Raw genomic sequence first — 16,220 nt, forward strand, 5'->3', positions numbered from 1 at the left:
GCGCGTGGTTCATTGAGCAATGCGGAACTCGATGCGCCGGTTTCTCGCCCGGCCATCGGCCGTGGCGTTGCTGGCCACGGGGCGGTCCGGACCCTGGCCCGACACCAGCACCGACTCGGCCATGATGCCCTTGCTGGCCAGGTAGGTGCGCACGGCTTCGGCGCGCGCCTGGCTCAGGGCCACATTGCTGGCGCGCAGGCCCGTGTCGTCCGTATGGCCGATCACCTCCACCTTGCGTCCCCGCAGCTTGAGCATGACGGCCGCCATCTCGTCGAGGATGGCCAGGCCGGCCTGTGTGATGGAAGCCTTGCCGCTGTCGAATTCGATGATGCGTTTATCCAGCGCCGCATCGAGCAAGCCCTGCTCGGCCTCGGCCGCCTTGACGCGCAAGCCGTTGTTGACGATGTAGGTGGGATTGAGGCTGGTGGCGATGTCGCTGGCGATCTGCTGGCGCTGCGCCTCGTTCGCCACTTCGCCGCGCACGCTGACGTTGTTGCCGGCGATGCTGATCTGCCCCCGCGAAATGAGCTTCAAGTTCGGTGCAATCAGTTTTTGCACGTAGGCGTTCCAGTTGGCCGGCACGGCCACGTTGCCGATGGCGATCTGGTCGACCACGCGCTCGGCGCCATACAGTTCGCGCAGGCGGGCCAGCACGGCCGCCTTGCCCGCCTCGTCGGCCAGGGTACCCGTGACGAGGATTTGTCCCGGCATCGGCGTCTGGGGCGCTTGCGTCTGGGCCTGCGCGTGGCAGGGAACGGCCGCAGAAAGCAGCAGCGGCAGCAGGAAAATGTGAGATTTCATCGCAATCCTTCAGGCAAAGGTGTCGGCAAACATGGCGCAGGCCGAGCGCAGCGACAGCTGCTCCTGCTGCAGGCAGGCGGAAAACTGGCGCAGCGCCGCTGCGTCTCCCAGCTGCTCCTCGACCCAGTCGAGCTGGTCAAACACGATCAGCCGTTCGCTGCCGGCCTGCGGATCGATCAGCGCGCGCAAACCGTGCGGGTCGGCGCCGCAAAAACCGATCACCAGCACGGGCGCCTCGTCGAGGTGGGAAAAAAACAGCGCCAGTTCGAAATCGGCCTGGCGCAGGAAAGGCGCGATCAGGTGCAGCCAGAAGCTGGCGACCAGCTCGCGCAGCGGTGCCTCGTGCGGCAGCGGCAGCACCAGGCTTTTCTCCAGGCGCGGCAAGCCGCTCTGGCGCACCGGCTGCAGCAGCAGGCCCAGACCCAGCAGCAATTCACGCACCGTCACCGGGAACGCGGGCGAGGCCAGCATGGTCTGCAAGCCGTGCACGGTCTGCGCCTGCAAAAAGGCGGCCAGCCGCGCCGCGTGGCACGCTGCGGCCGGTTCGACTTCGACCACGTTGCCGGCCAGCGCCAGCAGGGCCGGACCCGGTTCGGCGCTGGTCACAATGCCTTGCGAGAGCTGCTCCACGCGCTGCCACAGGGGCGCCAGCGCCAGCGGGCTGCAAGCGACAAAGGCTTCGGCGTCATCGACTTCCAGCGCGCCCATGGCCATGAAGGGAAAGCGCCGCTGCGACTGGTCATTGCTCGCTTCCAGGCGCCCGGCGATGGCGCGCCGGCTGCGCGTGCCGACAAAGGCAAAGCGCAGCGGCGGCAAGGCGTCGTAATTGAGCTTCCAGCGCGGTTCCACCGTCAGGGCAGTCATGACCTGCGCCAGCCAGTCGTCGAGCAGCTGCACCAGCGCGTGATTGTCGCAAGCCTTGATGAAGTCGCCGCGCGCGGGGATCTTGCCGAAGTAGCCGAGGCGCACCTGCTGTTGCGCGCGCATCATGGCGACACTCCCGCCGCCGCAACGGCGGCAATAGCCGACACGGGTGCTGGAGCACCGACGATGGTCTCGGGCAGCTGCATGCCGCGAAAACCCTGCTCCTGCAGCGCCGCAGTTCCGCCCGCACCCGTCGCCGTCGTTTCCGCGCTGCTGGTGATTTTCAGGTCGACCGCCACGGCCACCTCGCCGCGCGCCCAGCGCAGTTCGAACACGCCGCCATCCTTGCGCTTTTTGCTCGCCGCATCGATCATGCGCTTCAGGCCGAATTGCCCCGGCTCGTTGAACAGCTCCACCGTGCGCCCGTCGAAGGTGACGGCCGTGATGCGCGCCCCTTGCATGCCCGACGCGCCCTGCGGGCCGGGATGAACCATGTTCGTCCACTGCGCCGGCGTGTTACGGTAGCGCAGCTGCTGCCCGTCGATCTCCACCGTGTATTCCAGGGTGCCGGGCGCGGGCGACGGCTGGATCTGGAACACGGTTTGCGCCGCCGTCGAGGTGGCCGCCACGCCGCCCGCGCCCAGCGGCGCGATCCAACCGGGAAACCGCGCCACTACCTGCGGCGACAGGCTGATGCCCATGTCGGCCCAGGTGCGCGGTGCCAGCACGTCGCCGCGCCGCACCACCAATGGTCCCATGGACGTCGTGACGAATTTCGCCACCAGGCCTTCCGGGCCGAAGAACTGGCCGATCTCCAGGTTGCTCGCCTCGATGCGCGCCGTGGGCGCGAACGGATATTTGTTGGCCAGCGATTTCTGGAACGGTTCGTACACCTGCGCCGCCCAGGTCTTGTTGATATCGAGTTCGGCCGGCGCGACGATGACGGCAAAGGTTTGCATCAGCGGGCGCACGAGGATGGGGCGAATCGCCTGCTTTTGCGCGTCGTTCATCCCCGTAAGCACCTGCTCATCGACCAGCTTCAGGGCGTCGGCCAGTTCGGAACCGCTGCCTTCCAGGGTCTGCTGCATGAACTGGCGCGCACCCGGCCCCGCGTCGCCCTGGTTCTTCAGCAAGTTCAAACGGCTGCGCAGTTTCGACAGCGCTTCCAGGTAGGCGCGCATCAGCGAGGCATTGTTGTCCCTGGCCGCCACCAGCTTGCCCACGCCGGCAAATTCGCGCCCCACGGGGCCCATGGGTTTATCCAGGCGGGCCGGGTCGATCTGCGCATTCATGCCCGGATTGGCCGTCACCTGCGACGGCGCGCGGCGCAGCACGGTTTCCTTGAACCAGGCGATGATGCCCCGCTCGGCCTTGCGCAATTGCGCATTTTGCAGCGCCGGATTGTCCCACGAGGTTTCATCGTAGATGGTCGTCAGCAGTTTGGCGATCGGCGACGCTTGCGGGTCGCCCAGGCGGTTCATCGCCTGCACGGCGCCGTCAAAGCCTTTCAGGTCGGCGACGGCCACGCCCTGCACGAATTTTTGCCACTCGCGCGCGTAGTCGGCCTTGTACATGGCCACCAGGTTTTTCTCGATCTGCTCCGGGCTGCCTTCCAGGGTCAGGTCATCGGTGGAGGCGCTTTTCAGCACCCAGTCGGCGCTTTGCAGCTCGCGGTTGGCGGCGTCGCGAAAGGCGCCCTCTACGAACTTTTCCCACGCCTGGCGCGTAAAGGCGCCGGAGACGGCGTAGCTGCCCGCCAGCAGCGCCTGATCCTGTTCGCCGACGATGCGCGCCACCGTCATGCCGGGAAAACGCGTCGAGGCGCGCGCGCGAATGTCGGCATACACGCGCTCGCGCGCCGGCATGCCGCGCACCACGCGGCGCAGGTTTTCGCGCGCCTGGTCGACCAGCGCCAGCTTCTGCTCGATGCGCGGCCAGGACGGATCGCCGATCTGCGCCAGGTAAAACGTCAGCAGCCGTTCGGCACTGCGTATCATCTGCTCGCGCGGCATGGCGCCCCGGTTACCTTCCAGCCAGCCGCGCCAGAAGCGCGTCAGCTGGTCGTTCAGGTGGCTGCTTTCCGCATGCGTCTTGTCGGCCAGCATCAGATAGGTTTTCAGCGCGTTGTAGGCATCTTCCACATTCGTCGCGCTGGCCGCCTGGTACTGAACATTGCGTGGCGCAGAGGATGCGGCGGCCGGTGTCTGCGGCGTGCGCGCCGTGGGCTGCAGCTGGTCGGCGCTGGCGTTCATCTCGAACAGCAAGGCTTCCAGCGCGCCCGCCACGGGGTCCAGCATGACCTGGCGCGCGCCGGCAAAATATTCCTCGCGCAGCTTGCGCTCAAGTAACTCACCCTGATACAGGCCCAGGCGCAAGGACCATGGCCGTTGCGTGCGGTACGCTTCCAGCTGCTCGATGCGGTCCTGCAAGATCTCCAGCGCTTCCAGGCGCGACTGCAAGTCCAGGCGGCGCTCCTGCAGTTTCACCACTTTGTTCAGATCGGCCTCGACGTTGGCCACCAATTGCCGGTTGCCCAGGTAGGACCAGCTCCAGCCACCCAGGCAGGCGCCCAGCGACACGGTGGCGGCAAAGAACACGGCGTACTTGAAGCGCAGCTTGGCGCGGTTGGCATAGTTGGCCACCAGGTGCTTGTCTGCAAAAATCACCTTGCGGAACAACTCCAGCAGGAAATAACCATGCTGGCGCGCGCCCGATGGCACGGCGGCCGGGGCCGGCGCGAAGGCCAGGTCGAAGCGGCGCGCCACCTGCTGCGAGGAGGCACTCACGGGCTCGCCCTCCTGCAGCGCGCTGGTGAAATAAAAGCCGCGGAACACGGGCTGGAACTGGAACGGGTTTTCCTCGAACAGGGTGGCGATGAAGGCGCGCAGGGCCGGCTTGATGGCGGCAAACTCCAGCGGAAAGGTAAATACGCCGGGCGCCATCGTCTTGCGTTGCCGGTGCGCCATGTTGGCCAGGCTCAGCTCCGTCAAGCCATCGTGCAATTCATCGAAACTCTGGTCGAAAAACGCCAGCAGGTCCGCCGTGGGCAGCTTGCGCTGGTAGGGCATGGTGGCGCCCCAGACACGCTCGCGTTCGCTGCGTTCGGCATCGGCAAAAAACTCCGTGAAGCCGGCGATCAGGTCTGCCTTGGTAAACACGATGTACAGCGGCGCGAACACTTCCAGGCGTTCGATGACGTCCTGCACGCGCTTGCGCAGGCTGCGCGCCAGTTGCATGCCCACATCGGGGTTGCCTCCCAGTTCGGCGATGCTGACGGCGATGAGGATGCCGTTGATGGGTGCCTTGCGCCGGTATTTTTTCAGCAGGTCGAGAAAGCCGAACCACTCGCCGCGATGCTCGTCGACGACAGAATAACGTCCCGCCGTGTCGAGCACGATGCCATCCGTGGTGAAAAACCAGTCGCAGTTGCGCGTGCCGCCCACGCCTTGCACGACCTTGCCGTCAGCGAAAGGGAATTGCAGGCCAGAATGCAGGATGGCGCTGCTCTTGCCGGCGGCCGGATTGCCGATGATCATGTACCACGGCAATTCGTACAGGGCGGCGGCGCCCGATTTGAGGCCCAGCCTGGACGTTTTGATGGTCTCGATGGCGGCCAGCATGTCCGTGCGCACGGCGTCGAGTTCACCCTGCCGGGTGCTGTTGGCCGTCGAGGCCGAGGCCGCTTGCGCGGCGGCGATCTCGGCCTCGTTGAGGATGGCTTGCCCCAGCGCCTGGGCGTCGCGCCGCGCGCGGCGCCGGCGCCACAGCCACAGGCCCAGCCAGGTGACAAAGGCCAGCAACAGCAAGGCCAGCGCCCAGATCAGCGCCACTTCCAGCACCTCGGCCCCCAGATACAGGAACACGGCCAGCGCCACGAAGCCGAGGATGGTCAGATTGCGGCTGTCGGTGAGGAAATACCAAATTCGTCGCAGCATGATGAGCCCAGGGTGAGGTCGCAAAGCAAGGCGGATTCGACCCATGCTGACAGCAAGTCGGCGCACCTTTGTTGACATATGACAAGTACCAGACGCCAGCGCACGACAGGCGCTGGCGTGCCATTGACGCTGCGCAAGCAAGCTTGCAGCTGTGAAAATGATGGCGCGGCGCGGCGCTAGAATGGCTGGCGCGGCTTACTTGCCCAGCACGCGCGGTTGCGGCAATTCCGTGTGGCCAAAATCCATCATGGTCCAGCGCCCGCCCCAGCGCAGGCCCACCGATTCGGCCGTCACGCCATATAAACGGTAGCCACGCATGGCCCAGGCATTTTTTTCAGAAATGATGAGCTTTCCTTCATGCATGAATGCGCAATCGGCCGCCAGGCCATACTGGTGATAGCTTTGAAACGCCCTGGCGTTGGTCACGTTCGGGCCGGCCGCCGCCAGCTGGTCCTGGCGCGCGGGGCTGCGATAGCCTTCCAGCAAGACCATGTCGTAGCCATGCACGTCCTTCATGATCTTGAAGACCAGCAACAGGCGCTGCGCGTAGTCGTGGTCGAGCAATTGCCAGTTGCGGCTGGCGCCGCCCAGCAGCGGGCGCAGCTGCGTCACTTCCGCCGTGGAAAACAGCAGCGGCGGCAAGGTTGGCGGCGGCACCAGCTGTTCGCCTTTCAGCAAGTCGCTGACCTGGTCATTGATGACGTGTTGCCGGTCGGCATAGCCACGCAAGGCGATACGGTCGCTGGACAACCACGCCAGCAGGGGCGGCACGATGACCAGCACGCTGCCTGCCAGGCTCAGCCAACGATGCCGCCACAGCAGCTGCCAGGCGCGCGCCATGCCCGAGCCCGTGTGCCGCCGCATGCGCTGCCACTGCGCGCCGCTGCCGCCTTTCAGATGCTGCGCGTGCCGCTGCACGCGCCAGCCCAGGTTGACGAGCGTGTGCAGCACGATGGCGCGACCGCCGGGAAACAGCAGCAGCCAGCAAGCAAAACAGGCAAGCAGGAAATACATCAGGACCAGGGCGACAAACATGGGCGCTCCGTGACAGGGGTAGTCTGGGCCGGACAGCAATTTCCCGGCGGTATCGCTAGATCGTAGGCGTCCGCGGCCCGCATGAGCGCGGTTTACATCAAGGTCAGTCGAGTTTGATCCACTGCGGAGGTGATATTTTGTCTCTATTGAAAACCGGGGATGGCCAGGCGCACGGTCCTGACCTGCTGAGCAAGGCCGGCACGGCTGGCGTGCACGGCGACGGCAAGGGCATCCTGTCGCAGCTCGAACACGGCGTCGCCGCGCCTGCGGCCAGGCCCGCCCTGCGCTGGCGCCCCGGCTGGCGGCACTGGGCCGCTGGCGCGCTGTGCCTGGCGGTGCTGGCCGTGCTCGCTTATGACACGAGCAGCATGCCGCCGGCGCCCGCCACGGCCGTGACGGTGGCTCCGCCCGCACTGCCTGTGCCAGCAGCACCAATTGTGCCCCCGCACACGGCGCAGGCGGCCACCATCGTCAATACGGCGGCCCCGCCCTTGCCTGCGGTCGCTGCCACAACGGCAAGCGCGCACGCCAGTGCGCCACGCAAGGCAGCACCGCCCGCGCGCCCGCAGGGGCCGAGGCCGGCTGCCGCGCCCGGCGACAGCGACGTCGCCTTGCTGACGGCGATGGTGGCCCATACGCACCGGCAGGAAGGTACAGCAAGACCCGTGCGCGACGTGGTGCTGCGCAGGCAGGAAGAAGAAACGGCGGAACTGTTGCAGCGCTGCAAGCAGCTGGGCCTGATCGAAGGCATGCTGTGCCGCTCGCGCATCTGCTCGGGCCGCTGGGACAGCGATCCCGCCTGCCATTGAGGGGGACGCGCCCGATGGGACGTCAGACCCGCTTGCCGCGGGTGGTCAATACCAGATGATCGAGGTGCTCTATCAAATGCTTCTCGGGTGAGTGGCCGCGTCCATGCGGCCTTGCAAAAAGCCTTCCATCAGCGCCAGCAATGCCTGCGGCTGCTCCTGGTGCGGTGCATGGCCGCACTGCTCGACCATGGCAGGCACAGCGTTGAGGGCCTGCGCCACGATCGTGTCAACCTGGGCCGCGCTGCCGTACTGGTCCTCGCTGCCCTGCAGCACCAGCGCCGGACATTCGACGGAAGGCAGCAGGTATTCGATGTTCCAGAACTGGAAACCGTAGCTGAGCCAGGTATCCGACCAGGCCTTGAAGATGGATTCCGTCTTGTCGCCATGGTATTTCGCCAGCGCGCGCAGCTTGCCCGCGCCAAACGCCGCGTCCGCCACGCGTATCCCATCGAGCGTGACGCCCTCGACAAACACGTGCGCCGCTTCGGTGATGATGCCGCGCAAGCGCGGTGGCTGCTGCGCCGCATAAATGAGGGCGATGCTGCCGCCATCGGAGTGGCCGATGAGAAAATGGTCCTGCCCCGGCAGCAGTGCGGCGAGCACTTGCGGCAGCTCGCACAGCGCGTAGTCGTGCAAATAATGGAGTTGGCGGCGCGCCGCCAGCGGCGACGATTGCCCATAGCCGTGGCGGTCATACAGCAAGCCGCGGCAGCCCGTCGCCTGGCATAGCTGCGCGGGGAAATCTTTCCACATCGCACAGCAGCCGAGCCCCTCGTGCAGGAATACCAGGCAAGGCTTGGCGGGGTCGCCCTCGATCAATTCGTAATAGATATCGGTTTCAGCACTCAGGTTCAGTATCGGCATGGGCTAGGCTCGCAACGGGTTGCGTATCGACAGGTCGGCTGCACCTATTGTGCCATTGTCCAGCGCGGCATGCGTGGCGGCCCCATAAAAATAGCCTGCGGGAAAAGATCTTGCGATTTGCCTGCAAGGTGTTTGCGCCAGCACAAGTTAGCGCCGTTTTTCCGGTGGCCTTGCGCGCTTTTTGCCCGCGCGTTTGCCTAGAATGGCTTACTCCAACAGCATGGAGCAGGCGGCTACCTTATCAGCCAGGACGTGACACTGGCCGTCACGGCAACAGATAGGGCGTCTTGCCACGCGACGACAGGCGCGGCATCCAAACTATCGATCAGGAGCACATCATGGATATGAAAGTAGAACATCGCACCGGCAGCAACCTGGCACTGGAAGAAACCGATGCACCGATGGAGCAGGAAGGAAAAAGCGCCAAAGGCGCGGCCGCACAGGACTTGAACCTGAGCGCCGCGGCCTTCACCACCTATTACACGTGGACCGCCAATGGCGTGCATCCTTCGGTCAACTTCGCCAATGCCAACGTGAAGGCCAATTCGCGCGTATTGCTCAACATCAGCGAATTTGGCGCGAATGCCCAGGATCGTTTCATCGGTGCCGCCCGCATGGCCGTGTACAACATCGCGCCATATAACGGCGGCTTCCGTGCCTGGGTGGATATCTCGTGGGGCAGCCCGCTCAAGGTGCGTTTCGACGTGTTTGTGGATCCCTGATCCGGGAAACACTGAGCATGCCCCTGCGACCAGCAGACCGGCACCGCGCATGTCGCTAAGACACTAATGGGAAGGCCAGCGTGAACGGGAAACCGTGCGCGCAAAACAAAAGGGCCACGTGTTGCCACGTGGCCCTTTGCTACTGCTTGTTCTGGCTCCCCGACCTGGACTCGAACCAGGGACCTGCGGATTAACAGTCCGTCGCTCTACCAACTGAGCTATCAGGGAAAGGAGGCCGAATTATATACGTCAAAATTTCTCATGTCCAGTTTCAATCTGCATGGCCAGCAAAATACGCCGCCAGGGAACAAGCCTTGGCAAGTGGCTGCGTCCGTCTGCGCGGCGCCACGCAAGATAGTAGAATAGCCAAGCCTTGCCAACACGCAAGGCGCTAACGGCATGCCGGCAGCGGGGCGTCGACCACCGCGCTGCCAGCATGCGCTTGCAAGGTTCATCCTTGCCCCTGGCTGACTGCTCTCACTCGACATGACAGAATCAAGCGCATCCCTGGTGGACAAGCCCGGCAGCGGCGACAGCTCGGCGCAAATTGCCGAGCATATGGCGGCCGCCATCGTGGCACGCCAATTGCCGCCCGGTACGCGGTTGCGTGAAGAGGCGCTATGCCGGCTGTATGGCGTCAGCCGCACCAAGATCCGCGCCGCCCTGCTGATTCTCTCGAAAGACAAACTCATACGCATGGTGCCCGACAAGGGCGCCTTCGTCAGCCAGCCCACCGAAGCGGAAGCGCGCGACATCTTCGCCGCGCGGCGTATCATCGAAGCGGCCCTGGCGCGCGAATTCGTCGCGCGGGCCAAACCCGCCGACTACCGGATGCTGGAGCGGCACCTGAAAGCGGAACGCCTGGCGCTGGCACAGGCGACGCCGCTGCGCTCGCAACTGCTGGGCGACTTCCACGTCTTGCTGGCCGACATCGCCGGCAACGCCGTGCTGCGCGATATCGTGCGCGAACTGGTGGGGCGCAGCTCGCTGATCACCATGCTGTACCAGTCCGGCCACGCTGCCGCCTGCTCGTACGACGAACACGGCCGTTTTCTTGAGGCGGCGCGCAGCGGCGACGCGGACCTGGCGGCGCGCCTGATGGTCGAGCACCTGACGCATGTGGAAGCGGCCTTGCGCTTCGATGGCAGCGCCGCCGACGCCAGGAAGGACCTGGTGGCGGCGCTGCTGATGTAAGCGACGCCATCATCAAAAAAGGCCGCCGATGCGGATGCACGGGCGGCCTGGTCATTGCGCCGGCAATTGCTTGCCGACGCCTGTCCTGCTCTCCTCGCTATTCGCCCAGGTAGATAAACTTGAACAGGAAGATGGCGGCGATGATGTAAGCCACCACCGACACTTGCTTGCCCTTGCCCGTCAACAGTTTCAATACCGCGTAGGTGATGAAGCCGAACGCCACGCCGCTGGCCACCGAATAGGTAAACGGCATCATCAGCGCCGTGATGGCGGCCGGAATGCTTTCCGTGCTGTCATCCCAGTCGATGAAGGTCAGTTCGCGCAGCATCAGACACGCCACGTACAGCAGTGCAGGCGCCGTCGCGTACGGCGGCACCGTGTGCGCCAGCGGGGCGAAGAACAGGCTGCCCAGGAACAGCAGCGCGACGGCCACGGCCGTCAAGCCCGTGCGGCCACCCGCTTGCACGCCGGCCGCGCTTTCCACGAAAGCCGTGGTGCTCGATGTGCCCAGGCAGGCGCCGGCGGCAATCGCCGTGCTGTCGGCCAGCAAGGCCTTGTTCATGCGTTCCATCTTGCCGTCTTTCAACAAACCGGCACGGTTGGCCACGCCCATCAGGGTGCCCGTCGCATCGAACAATTCCACCAGGAAAAATACCAGCACCACGTTGACGATGCCGATCGACAGCGCGCCCATGATGTCGAGCTTGAACAGGGTCGGTTCGATGGCGGGCGGCGCCGAGACGATGCCGTTGAACTGGTTGCCGCCGAAGAAGAAGCTGGCGATGGTGATGGTGAGGATGCCGATCAGGATGGCGCCCGGCACTTTCAGGCGGTCCAGCGCGACGATGATGAAGAAACCGAGGATGGCCAGGATGGGCGCCGCCTGGTGCAAGTCGCCCAGCGCGATGATGGTGGCGGGGTTCGATACCACGATACCGGCACTTTTCAGGGAAATGATGGCCAGGAACAGGCCGATACCGACGGTGATCGCCGTGCGCAGCGCGGGCGGGATGCTGTTGATGATCATCTCGCGCACCTTGAACAGGCTGACCAGGATGAACAGGCAGCCGGAAATGAAGACGGCGCCCAGCGCCACTTCCCAGCTCATGCCCATGCCCTTGACCACCGTGTACGAGAAATACGCGTTCAAGCCCATGCCCGGCGCCAGCGCGATCGGGTAGTTCGCATACAGGCCCATGATCAGGGTGCCGATGGCGGCTGCCAGGCAGGTGGCAACAAAAACGGCGTCTTTCGGCATGCCCGCGTCGCCCAGGATGGACGGGTTGACGAAGATGATGTAGGCCATCGTCAGGAATGTGGTCAGGCCGGCCAGCAGCTCCGTGCGCACATTGGTTCCGTTGTCCTTCAGTTTGAAATAGCGTTCCAGGAACTGCATGATTAACCCCTTGTTTTGGTAGAACCGCGCGCCTGGTCTTGGACTATGCGCATCTTTTTTTTTGCAACAACTACTTACTTGCTTACCTGACTACTTGCCTGGCGCGCTGGCCGGCTTGAAGGCCCACCAGCGGCTGCCCGCAAAATTCCAGACCAGCCCGATACCGGTCGCCAGCACCTGCGCCAGCCAGTAATACCAGCCCAGCTGGTGTACCAGCAGCCACATCAGGCCCGTATTGATGCACCAGCCGATGCCCAGCAAGGTGAAATACTTGGAAGCCGCCTCGCCATGCCCCTTGTCGCTCTTAAACGTGAAAAAGTAATTGAGGAGGTAGTTGACGACGGAACCCAGGATATAGCCGATGCCGGAAGCGGCGGCGGCGCTGATGCCGACCCATTCCACACCGCCCCACAGCACGCTGTATTGCACGGCCGTGCCGGAAGCGCCGACGGCGGCGAAACGTAAAAATTGGTGATGCAGGGAATGAGACATTGTCAATTTTCAAATGAGCGTAAGCAGGATAGTGCCAGAATAAAAAATGGCTACGATTGCTCGTAACCATTTTTCAGCCTGCATTTTACTGCAAGTTGCGCCCAACGTTCATATTCGCCGCCGATTCGACACTTACAACGCCTAACAAAACCGTAGCGAGCGGAAGGAAGTTGTGGTTGAGAAGCGCAACTGTACGAAAGTACAGTGAGCATCGCAGACCGCAAATTACGACGCGCAGTAGGTTTTGATAGGCGTTCACCCCTGGCGCCGGCGCAGCCATACAAACAGCGCGATCAGCAGCAAGATGCCCGCGATGCCGCCCGGCAGCATGAACGGTTGCGCCCGCGCCAGCACGGGCTTCTCGCCACCGCTGCGCGCCTGCGCCACATACGCGGGCGTGACGGACACATCCGGGTTGCCGTATTGCTTCAGCACGTAGTTGGCGATCGAAGCGATCTGCTCGTCCGTCAAGGGCTGCACGTAAGAACGCTGGTCGAAACGGGGCATGAACGCTTCGTGCTCTTCCCCTTCGATCTTGCGCTCGACGCCAAACAGCATGGCCGAGACCAGGTTGGCCGGCGTGTTGCCGCCCGTCGCCGTGTTGTGGAACAGGGCCGGATAGGCCTGGCCCGTGCTGCCGGCGCCGCTGGCCGAATGGCAGCTGGCGCAATAGCCGGAAAACAGCACCGCGCCGCTGTTCAGCGAGTGATGCTCGGTGGAGCCGGCCATGCCGCGCAGCGCGGCTTCTTCGCTGGCGGCGCTGCCGTAACTGAAGGCAGCCTTGGTCTGGCCCGGCGCGCGCACGGGCGGCACCGTGCGCAAGTACGCCACGATGGCTGCCACGTCGTCGTCGCGCAAAAATTGCAGGCTGTTCTGGATGGCTTCGGCCATGCCGCCCGCTGCCTGCCCCTTGCCTTCCACGTGACCTGTTTTGAGGTAGGCGGCGATTTCTGCATCCGTCCAGGCGCCGATGCCGCTGACCTTGTCGGACGTGATATTCGGCGCATGCCAGGCACCAAGCGACGCGCCCGCCAGGGTCTGGCTGCCGATTTCGGCCATCAGCGCGTTGCGCGGCGTGTGGCAGGCGCTGCAGTGCGCCAGGCCTTCGGCCAGGTAGGCGCCGCGGTTGATCTGCGCGCTCTTCGCCGGATCGGGCACAAAGCGTTTATTGTCGAGGAACAGGGTGTTCCAGCCCAGCATGGACAGGCGCACATTGAACGGGAATGGCAGCGCCGTCTGGCGCGCCGGCTCATCGACGGGCTGGACGGCCTGCATGAAGTAGTAATACAGGTCGCCCACGTCCGCATCCGTCAGCATCGCATAGCTGGTGTAGGGCATGGCCGGGTACAGATGGCTGCCATCGGCGCGCACGCCGTCGCGCAGCGCGCGCGCAAAATCCGCTTCGCTGTAATGCCCGATGCCGCCTTTTTTCGACGGCGTGATATTCGTCGCGTAAATCGTGCCCAGCGGCGAGTCGATGGCGTAGCCGCCTGCATACGGCTTGCCGCCGGCTGCCGTATGGCACGCCATGCAGTCGGCAGCGATGGCCAGATAGCGGCCCCGCTCCAGCCGTGCATCTGGCTTGGCGGCTGTACTTGCGGCCGGCGCGGCCGGGCGGTCCGGCGTCAGGGTGACGGGTGGCGCCGGTGGCACAGGTGGTAAAGCACGCGCGGCCAGCGGCAAGCCGGCCGCCAGGGTCAGCGTCAGCAAGAGGCGGCGCATCATGCTGCCTCCCTTGCCAGGGTACGGGCGATGTCGTCGGCCGCGCGCAAACCGAGCGCGGCCATGCTGAGGGTGGTGTTGACGACGCTGGCCGACGGCATGGCGCCGCCGCCCGGCAGCCACAAATTGGCATGGTCGTGCGCGCGGCAATTGCCGTCGACGACGGAGTCAAGACGGTTCGAACCCATGATGACGCCGCCCATGATGTGGTTATTCGCGTTCAGGCTGTCGGTGATATGGAATTCCACGGCGCCGAACAGCTTGCCGATGTGTTCGAGCTGCGCATGCGCGGCCTTCGCGCCATTACGCACGTAGTCGCCCACATCGTAATAAATGTCGGGACAGGCCAGGCCCAGCGGGTCCTTGCGCGTCTTGCTCAAGGTCAAGCGGTTGTGCGCCTCGGGCAGCGGTTCCAGGCTGATCGACAGGTCCACGCCAAACGCGGCGCGGCGGCGAATTTCATCGTCGAGGTCCTTGCCCACCAGGCCCAGCTTCAAGGATTGCTGCGTGGCAGGTCCCACCCTGGTGATATTGTTCAGGATCATCTTGTTAGCCGAATACTGCGCGCGGAAGGCACCGTCGCGCGGTCCCACCAGGCAGCTGCTCTGCGCGGGGCCACGGCCCGTCCAGATCGGTTCATTGGCGAGGAAGGTACAGTGAAAGCCCGAGTGATCCATCATGTTGCGGCCGACCTGATCCGAACTGTTGGCGATGCCGTTCGGATTGTTCTGGTTCGCTGCCAGCAGCAGCAAGCGCGGCGTTTCGATGCCATTGCAAGCAATCACGAAGGCCTTGCCGGTCGCCATGTGCGACTGTTTTTTCGCGTCATACCAGTGCACGGCCGTCACGCGGTTGTTCTGGTCCGTATCGATGCGGTAGACGACGGCCTCGGCCAGCACGCCAGCGCCTTTCAGCTCGGCCCGCTCCACGTGGTGGATGCCGTTATACATGGCGCCGATGGGGCAGATCGGCTGGCAATTGTTATTGCCGCAGCAGGTCGGGCGGCCCTGCCATGGGCGCGTCGAGCGCCCTTGCGGAATCGGCACGGAGCGGTAGCCGTGCGGGTTGACCACTTCGGCGAAGCGCTTGTCGCCATAACCCCAGGGCACCATGTCCATCGGATACGGTTTGCTGCGCTCGCTGGGCGACTGCAGCGCCGGATCGTTGGGGCCGGCCACGCCCATTTCCTGCTCGGCGCGGCAATAATACGGTTCCAGCTCAGCGTAGGAAATGGCCCAGTCGCGCCCTACCCCGTAATCGCTCTTCATGCGCATGTCGGACGGCAAATGGCGCCAGCACGACGCGGCCCAGTGCCAGGTGGTGCCGCCTACCGTGCGCAAATAGCCCTGCTGGAAGCTGCTGCCGCTGGGGCCGGACAATTCCACATAGTTGTTCTTTGGAAAATACAGGGGTGCGGGCGCGTTGTCCGCCTGCGGATACAGGCCCTGGAAGTCGGAACCGACGCGATTCTCGAACGGCATGTTGCGCCAGTTTTCCACGGCCTGGCCCCGCTCGATGCGCAAGCCCGCTTCCAGCATGATCACGGAATGGCCTTGGGCGGCCAGCTGGTCGGCCATCATGGCGCCCACGACGCCCGTGCCGACGATGACGACATCGGCGACGACGTCGCCATTACTCTTGAATTGGGGTGATTTCATTTTGCTTGCTTGCCTTTAGTTTCGGGGGTGCCGGTAGTGGCCGGGACCGGCACGGGTTTGGGCGCCACGGGCGCGGAGACGCGCACGGCCGGCGGCGCCTTCAGCCACCACAGGGGGCCGTAGTTGCAATAGGTGGGCACGACCTGGCCATCGGCCACCGTGCGATACATCAACGCTTCCGCATATGCGACGACGATGGACTTCGTGCCCTGCGCCGCGTTGCCGGCGACGGTGCCCGTGTACCAGGCGGCGACGATGGCCAGCGCCAGCTCGCGCAAGCCGGCGTCCGCGGCGGTGGCGGCCGCCAGCAGCGCCTTCGCTTCCTGGCCCGTGACGAGCAGCGCGCCCAGCTGCGGCAAGCGCTCGGCAAAGTCAGGCACGTTGCTGCGCATGGCTTGCTCGATACGCGCCGCCGTCGCGGCAGACAGGTCGCGGTGGCCCGTGATGGTTTGCGACAAGGTGTAGAACAGCATGCTGGCGCGCGCCAGGCCGGGCGCCGCAGCGCTGGCCGGCGCCTGCATGGCGGCGGACAGGGGATTGCTCCAGAAACCGGCCTGCGCCAGCAAGGCGGCCAGACCGATCAGGGCGTGGCGGCGGCTGATGTGTGGAAGGGATGAAACGGATGTTGCAGATGGTTCGCTGCCTGGATGGTTCATGAGACTCCCGCAAGACTTGTTGTTTTGTTGACTTGGATGATTGCGTTACATTGCATTTGCGCATAAATGGAA

13 protein-coding genes and 1 tRNA gene are annotated in these 16,220 nt (G+C 64.5%); 3 read left to right on the forward strand and 11 right to left on the reverse strand.

The window, feature by feature from the left end; translation table 11 throughout:
* Window positions 1-9 precede the first annotated feature (9 nt).
* From FJQ89_RS10840 to FJQ89_RS10855, 4 genes are all read right to left on the reverse strand, one after another.
* Window positions 10-801: an OmpA family protein gene (locus FJQ89_RS10840; protein WP_141170183.1), complete on the reverse strand. Its 792-nt coding sequence runs from the start codon at window positions 799-801 to the stop codon at window positions 10-12.
* 9 nt (window positions 802-810) lie between these two features.
* On the reverse strand, window positions 811-1,791 hold the full coding sequence (gene tagF, locus FJQ89_RS10845) for a type VI secretion system-associated protein TagF (RefSeq protein WP_141170184.1): 981 nt from the start codon (window positions 1,789-1,791) through the stop codon (window positions 811-813).
* A complete protein-coding gene (tssM, locus tag FJQ89_RS10850; protein ID WP_141170185.1) occupies window positions 1,788-5,600 on the reverse strand; it encodes a type VI secretion system membrane subunit TssM in 3,813 nt (1,270 codons plus the stop codon). The genes tagF and tssM overlap by 4 nt, the downstream gene beginning before the upstream one ends.
* Before the next feature lie 195 nt (window positions 5,601-5,795).
* A complete protein-coding gene (locus FJQ89_RS10855) occupies window positions 5,796-6,635 on the reverse strand; it encodes a M15 family metallopeptidase (protein ID WP_141170186.1) in 840 nt (279 codons plus the stop codon).
* Between the two features lie 137 nt (window positions 6,636-6,772).
* Here FJQ89_RS10855 and FJQ89_RS28045 point away from each other — a divergent pair, with 137 nt between their 5' ends.
* Window positions 6,773-7,444 carry a hypothetical protein gene (locus FJQ89_RS28045; protein ID WP_168208309.1) on the forward strand — a complete coding sequence of 224 codons (672 nt, stop codon included), beginning with the start codon at window positions 6,773-6,775 and terminating at the stop codon, window positions 7,442-7,444.
* Window positions 7,445-7,516: 72 nt separating this feature from the next.
* Here FJQ89_RS28045 and FJQ89_RS10865 read toward each other — a convergent pair whose 3' ends face one another.
* The gene (locus FJQ89_RS10865) at window positions 7,517-8,308 is read right to left on the reverse strand and encodes an alpha/beta fold hydrolase (RefSeq protein ID WP_141170187.1); all 792 of its coding nucleotides are present in this window, start codon (window positions 8,306-8,308) and stop codon (window positions 7,517-7,519) included.
* 338 nt (window positions 8,309-8,646) lie between these two features.
* Between FJQ89_RS10865 and FJQ89_RS10870 the strand changes: the two genes are divergently transcribed.
* Window positions 8,647-9,030 carry a hypothetical protein gene (locus tag FJQ89_RS10870; protein WP_243136511.1) on the forward strand — a complete coding sequence of 128 codons (384 nt, stop codon included), beginning with the start codon at window positions 8,647-8,649 and terminating at the stop codon, window positions 9,028-9,030.
* Between the two features lie 152 nt (window positions 9,031-9,182).
* On the opposite strand, the gene FJQ89_RS10875 is transcribed toward FJQ89_RS10870, so the two are convergent.
* Window positions 9,183-9,258, reverse strand: a tRNA-Asn gene (locus FJQ89_RS10875).
* A 330-nt stretch (window positions 9,259-9,588) separates the two neighbouring features.
* Between FJQ89_RS10875 and FJQ89_RS10880 the strand changes: the two genes are divergently transcribed.
* Window positions 9,589-10,224 carry a GntR family transcriptional regulator gene (locus tag FJQ89_RS10880; protein ID WP_423245213.1) on the forward strand — a complete coding sequence of 212 codons (636 nt, stop codon included), beginning with the start codon at window positions 9,589-9,591 and terminating at the stop codon, window positions 10,222-10,224.
* A gap of 97 nt (window positions 10,225-10,321) precedes the next feature.
* Here FJQ89_RS10880 and FJQ89_RS10885 read toward each other — a convergent pair whose 3' ends face one another.
* From FJQ89_RS10885 to FJQ89_RS10905, 5 genes are all read right to left on the reverse strand, one after another.
* The gene (locus FJQ89_RS10885; protein WP_096236789.1) at window positions 10,322-11,620 is read right to left on the reverse strand and encodes an NCS2 family permease; all 1,299 of its coding nucleotides are present in this window, start codon (window positions 11,618-11,620) and stop codon (window positions 10,322-10,324) included.
* A gap of 90 nt (window positions 11,621-11,710) precedes the next feature.
* On the reverse strand, window positions 11,711-12,112 hold the full coding sequence (locus tag FJQ89_RS10890; protein WP_141170190.1) for a GtrA family protein: 402 nt from the start codon (window positions 12,110-12,112) through the stop codon (window positions 11,711-11,713).
* Window positions 12,113-12,367: 255 nt separating this feature from the next.
* The gene (locus FJQ89_RS10895; RefSeq protein ID WP_243136512.1) at window positions 12,368-13,837 is read right to left on the reverse strand and encodes a c-type cytochrome; all 1,470 of its coding nucleotides are present in this window, start codon (window positions 13,835-13,837) and stop codon (window positions 12,368-12,370) included.
* Window positions 13,834-15,492, reverse strand: coding sequence for a GMC family oxidoreductase (locus FJQ89_RS10900; RefSeq protein WP_141170191.1), 1,659 nt, complete (start codon window positions 15,490-15,492; stop codon window positions 13,834-13,836). The genes FJQ89_RS10895 and FJQ89_RS10900 overlap by 4 nt, the downstream gene beginning before the upstream one ends.
* Window positions 15,489-16,148: a sugar dehydrogenase complex small subunit gene (locus FJQ89_RS10905; RefSeq protein WP_141170192.1), complete on the reverse strand. Its 660-nt coding sequence runs from the start codon at window positions 16,146-16,148 to the stop codon at window positions 15,489-15,491. Before FJQ89_RS10905 ends, FJQ89_RS10900 begins: the two co-directional genes overlap by 4 nt.
* Between the last annotated feature and the right edge of the window lie 72 nt (window positions 16,149-16,220).

This window comes from Janthinobacterium tructae (assembly GCF_006517255.1).
GTDB classification, from domain to species: Bacteria; Pseudomonadota; Gammaproteobacteria; order Burkholderiales; family Burkholderiaceae_D; genus Janthinobacterium; species Janthinobacterium tructae.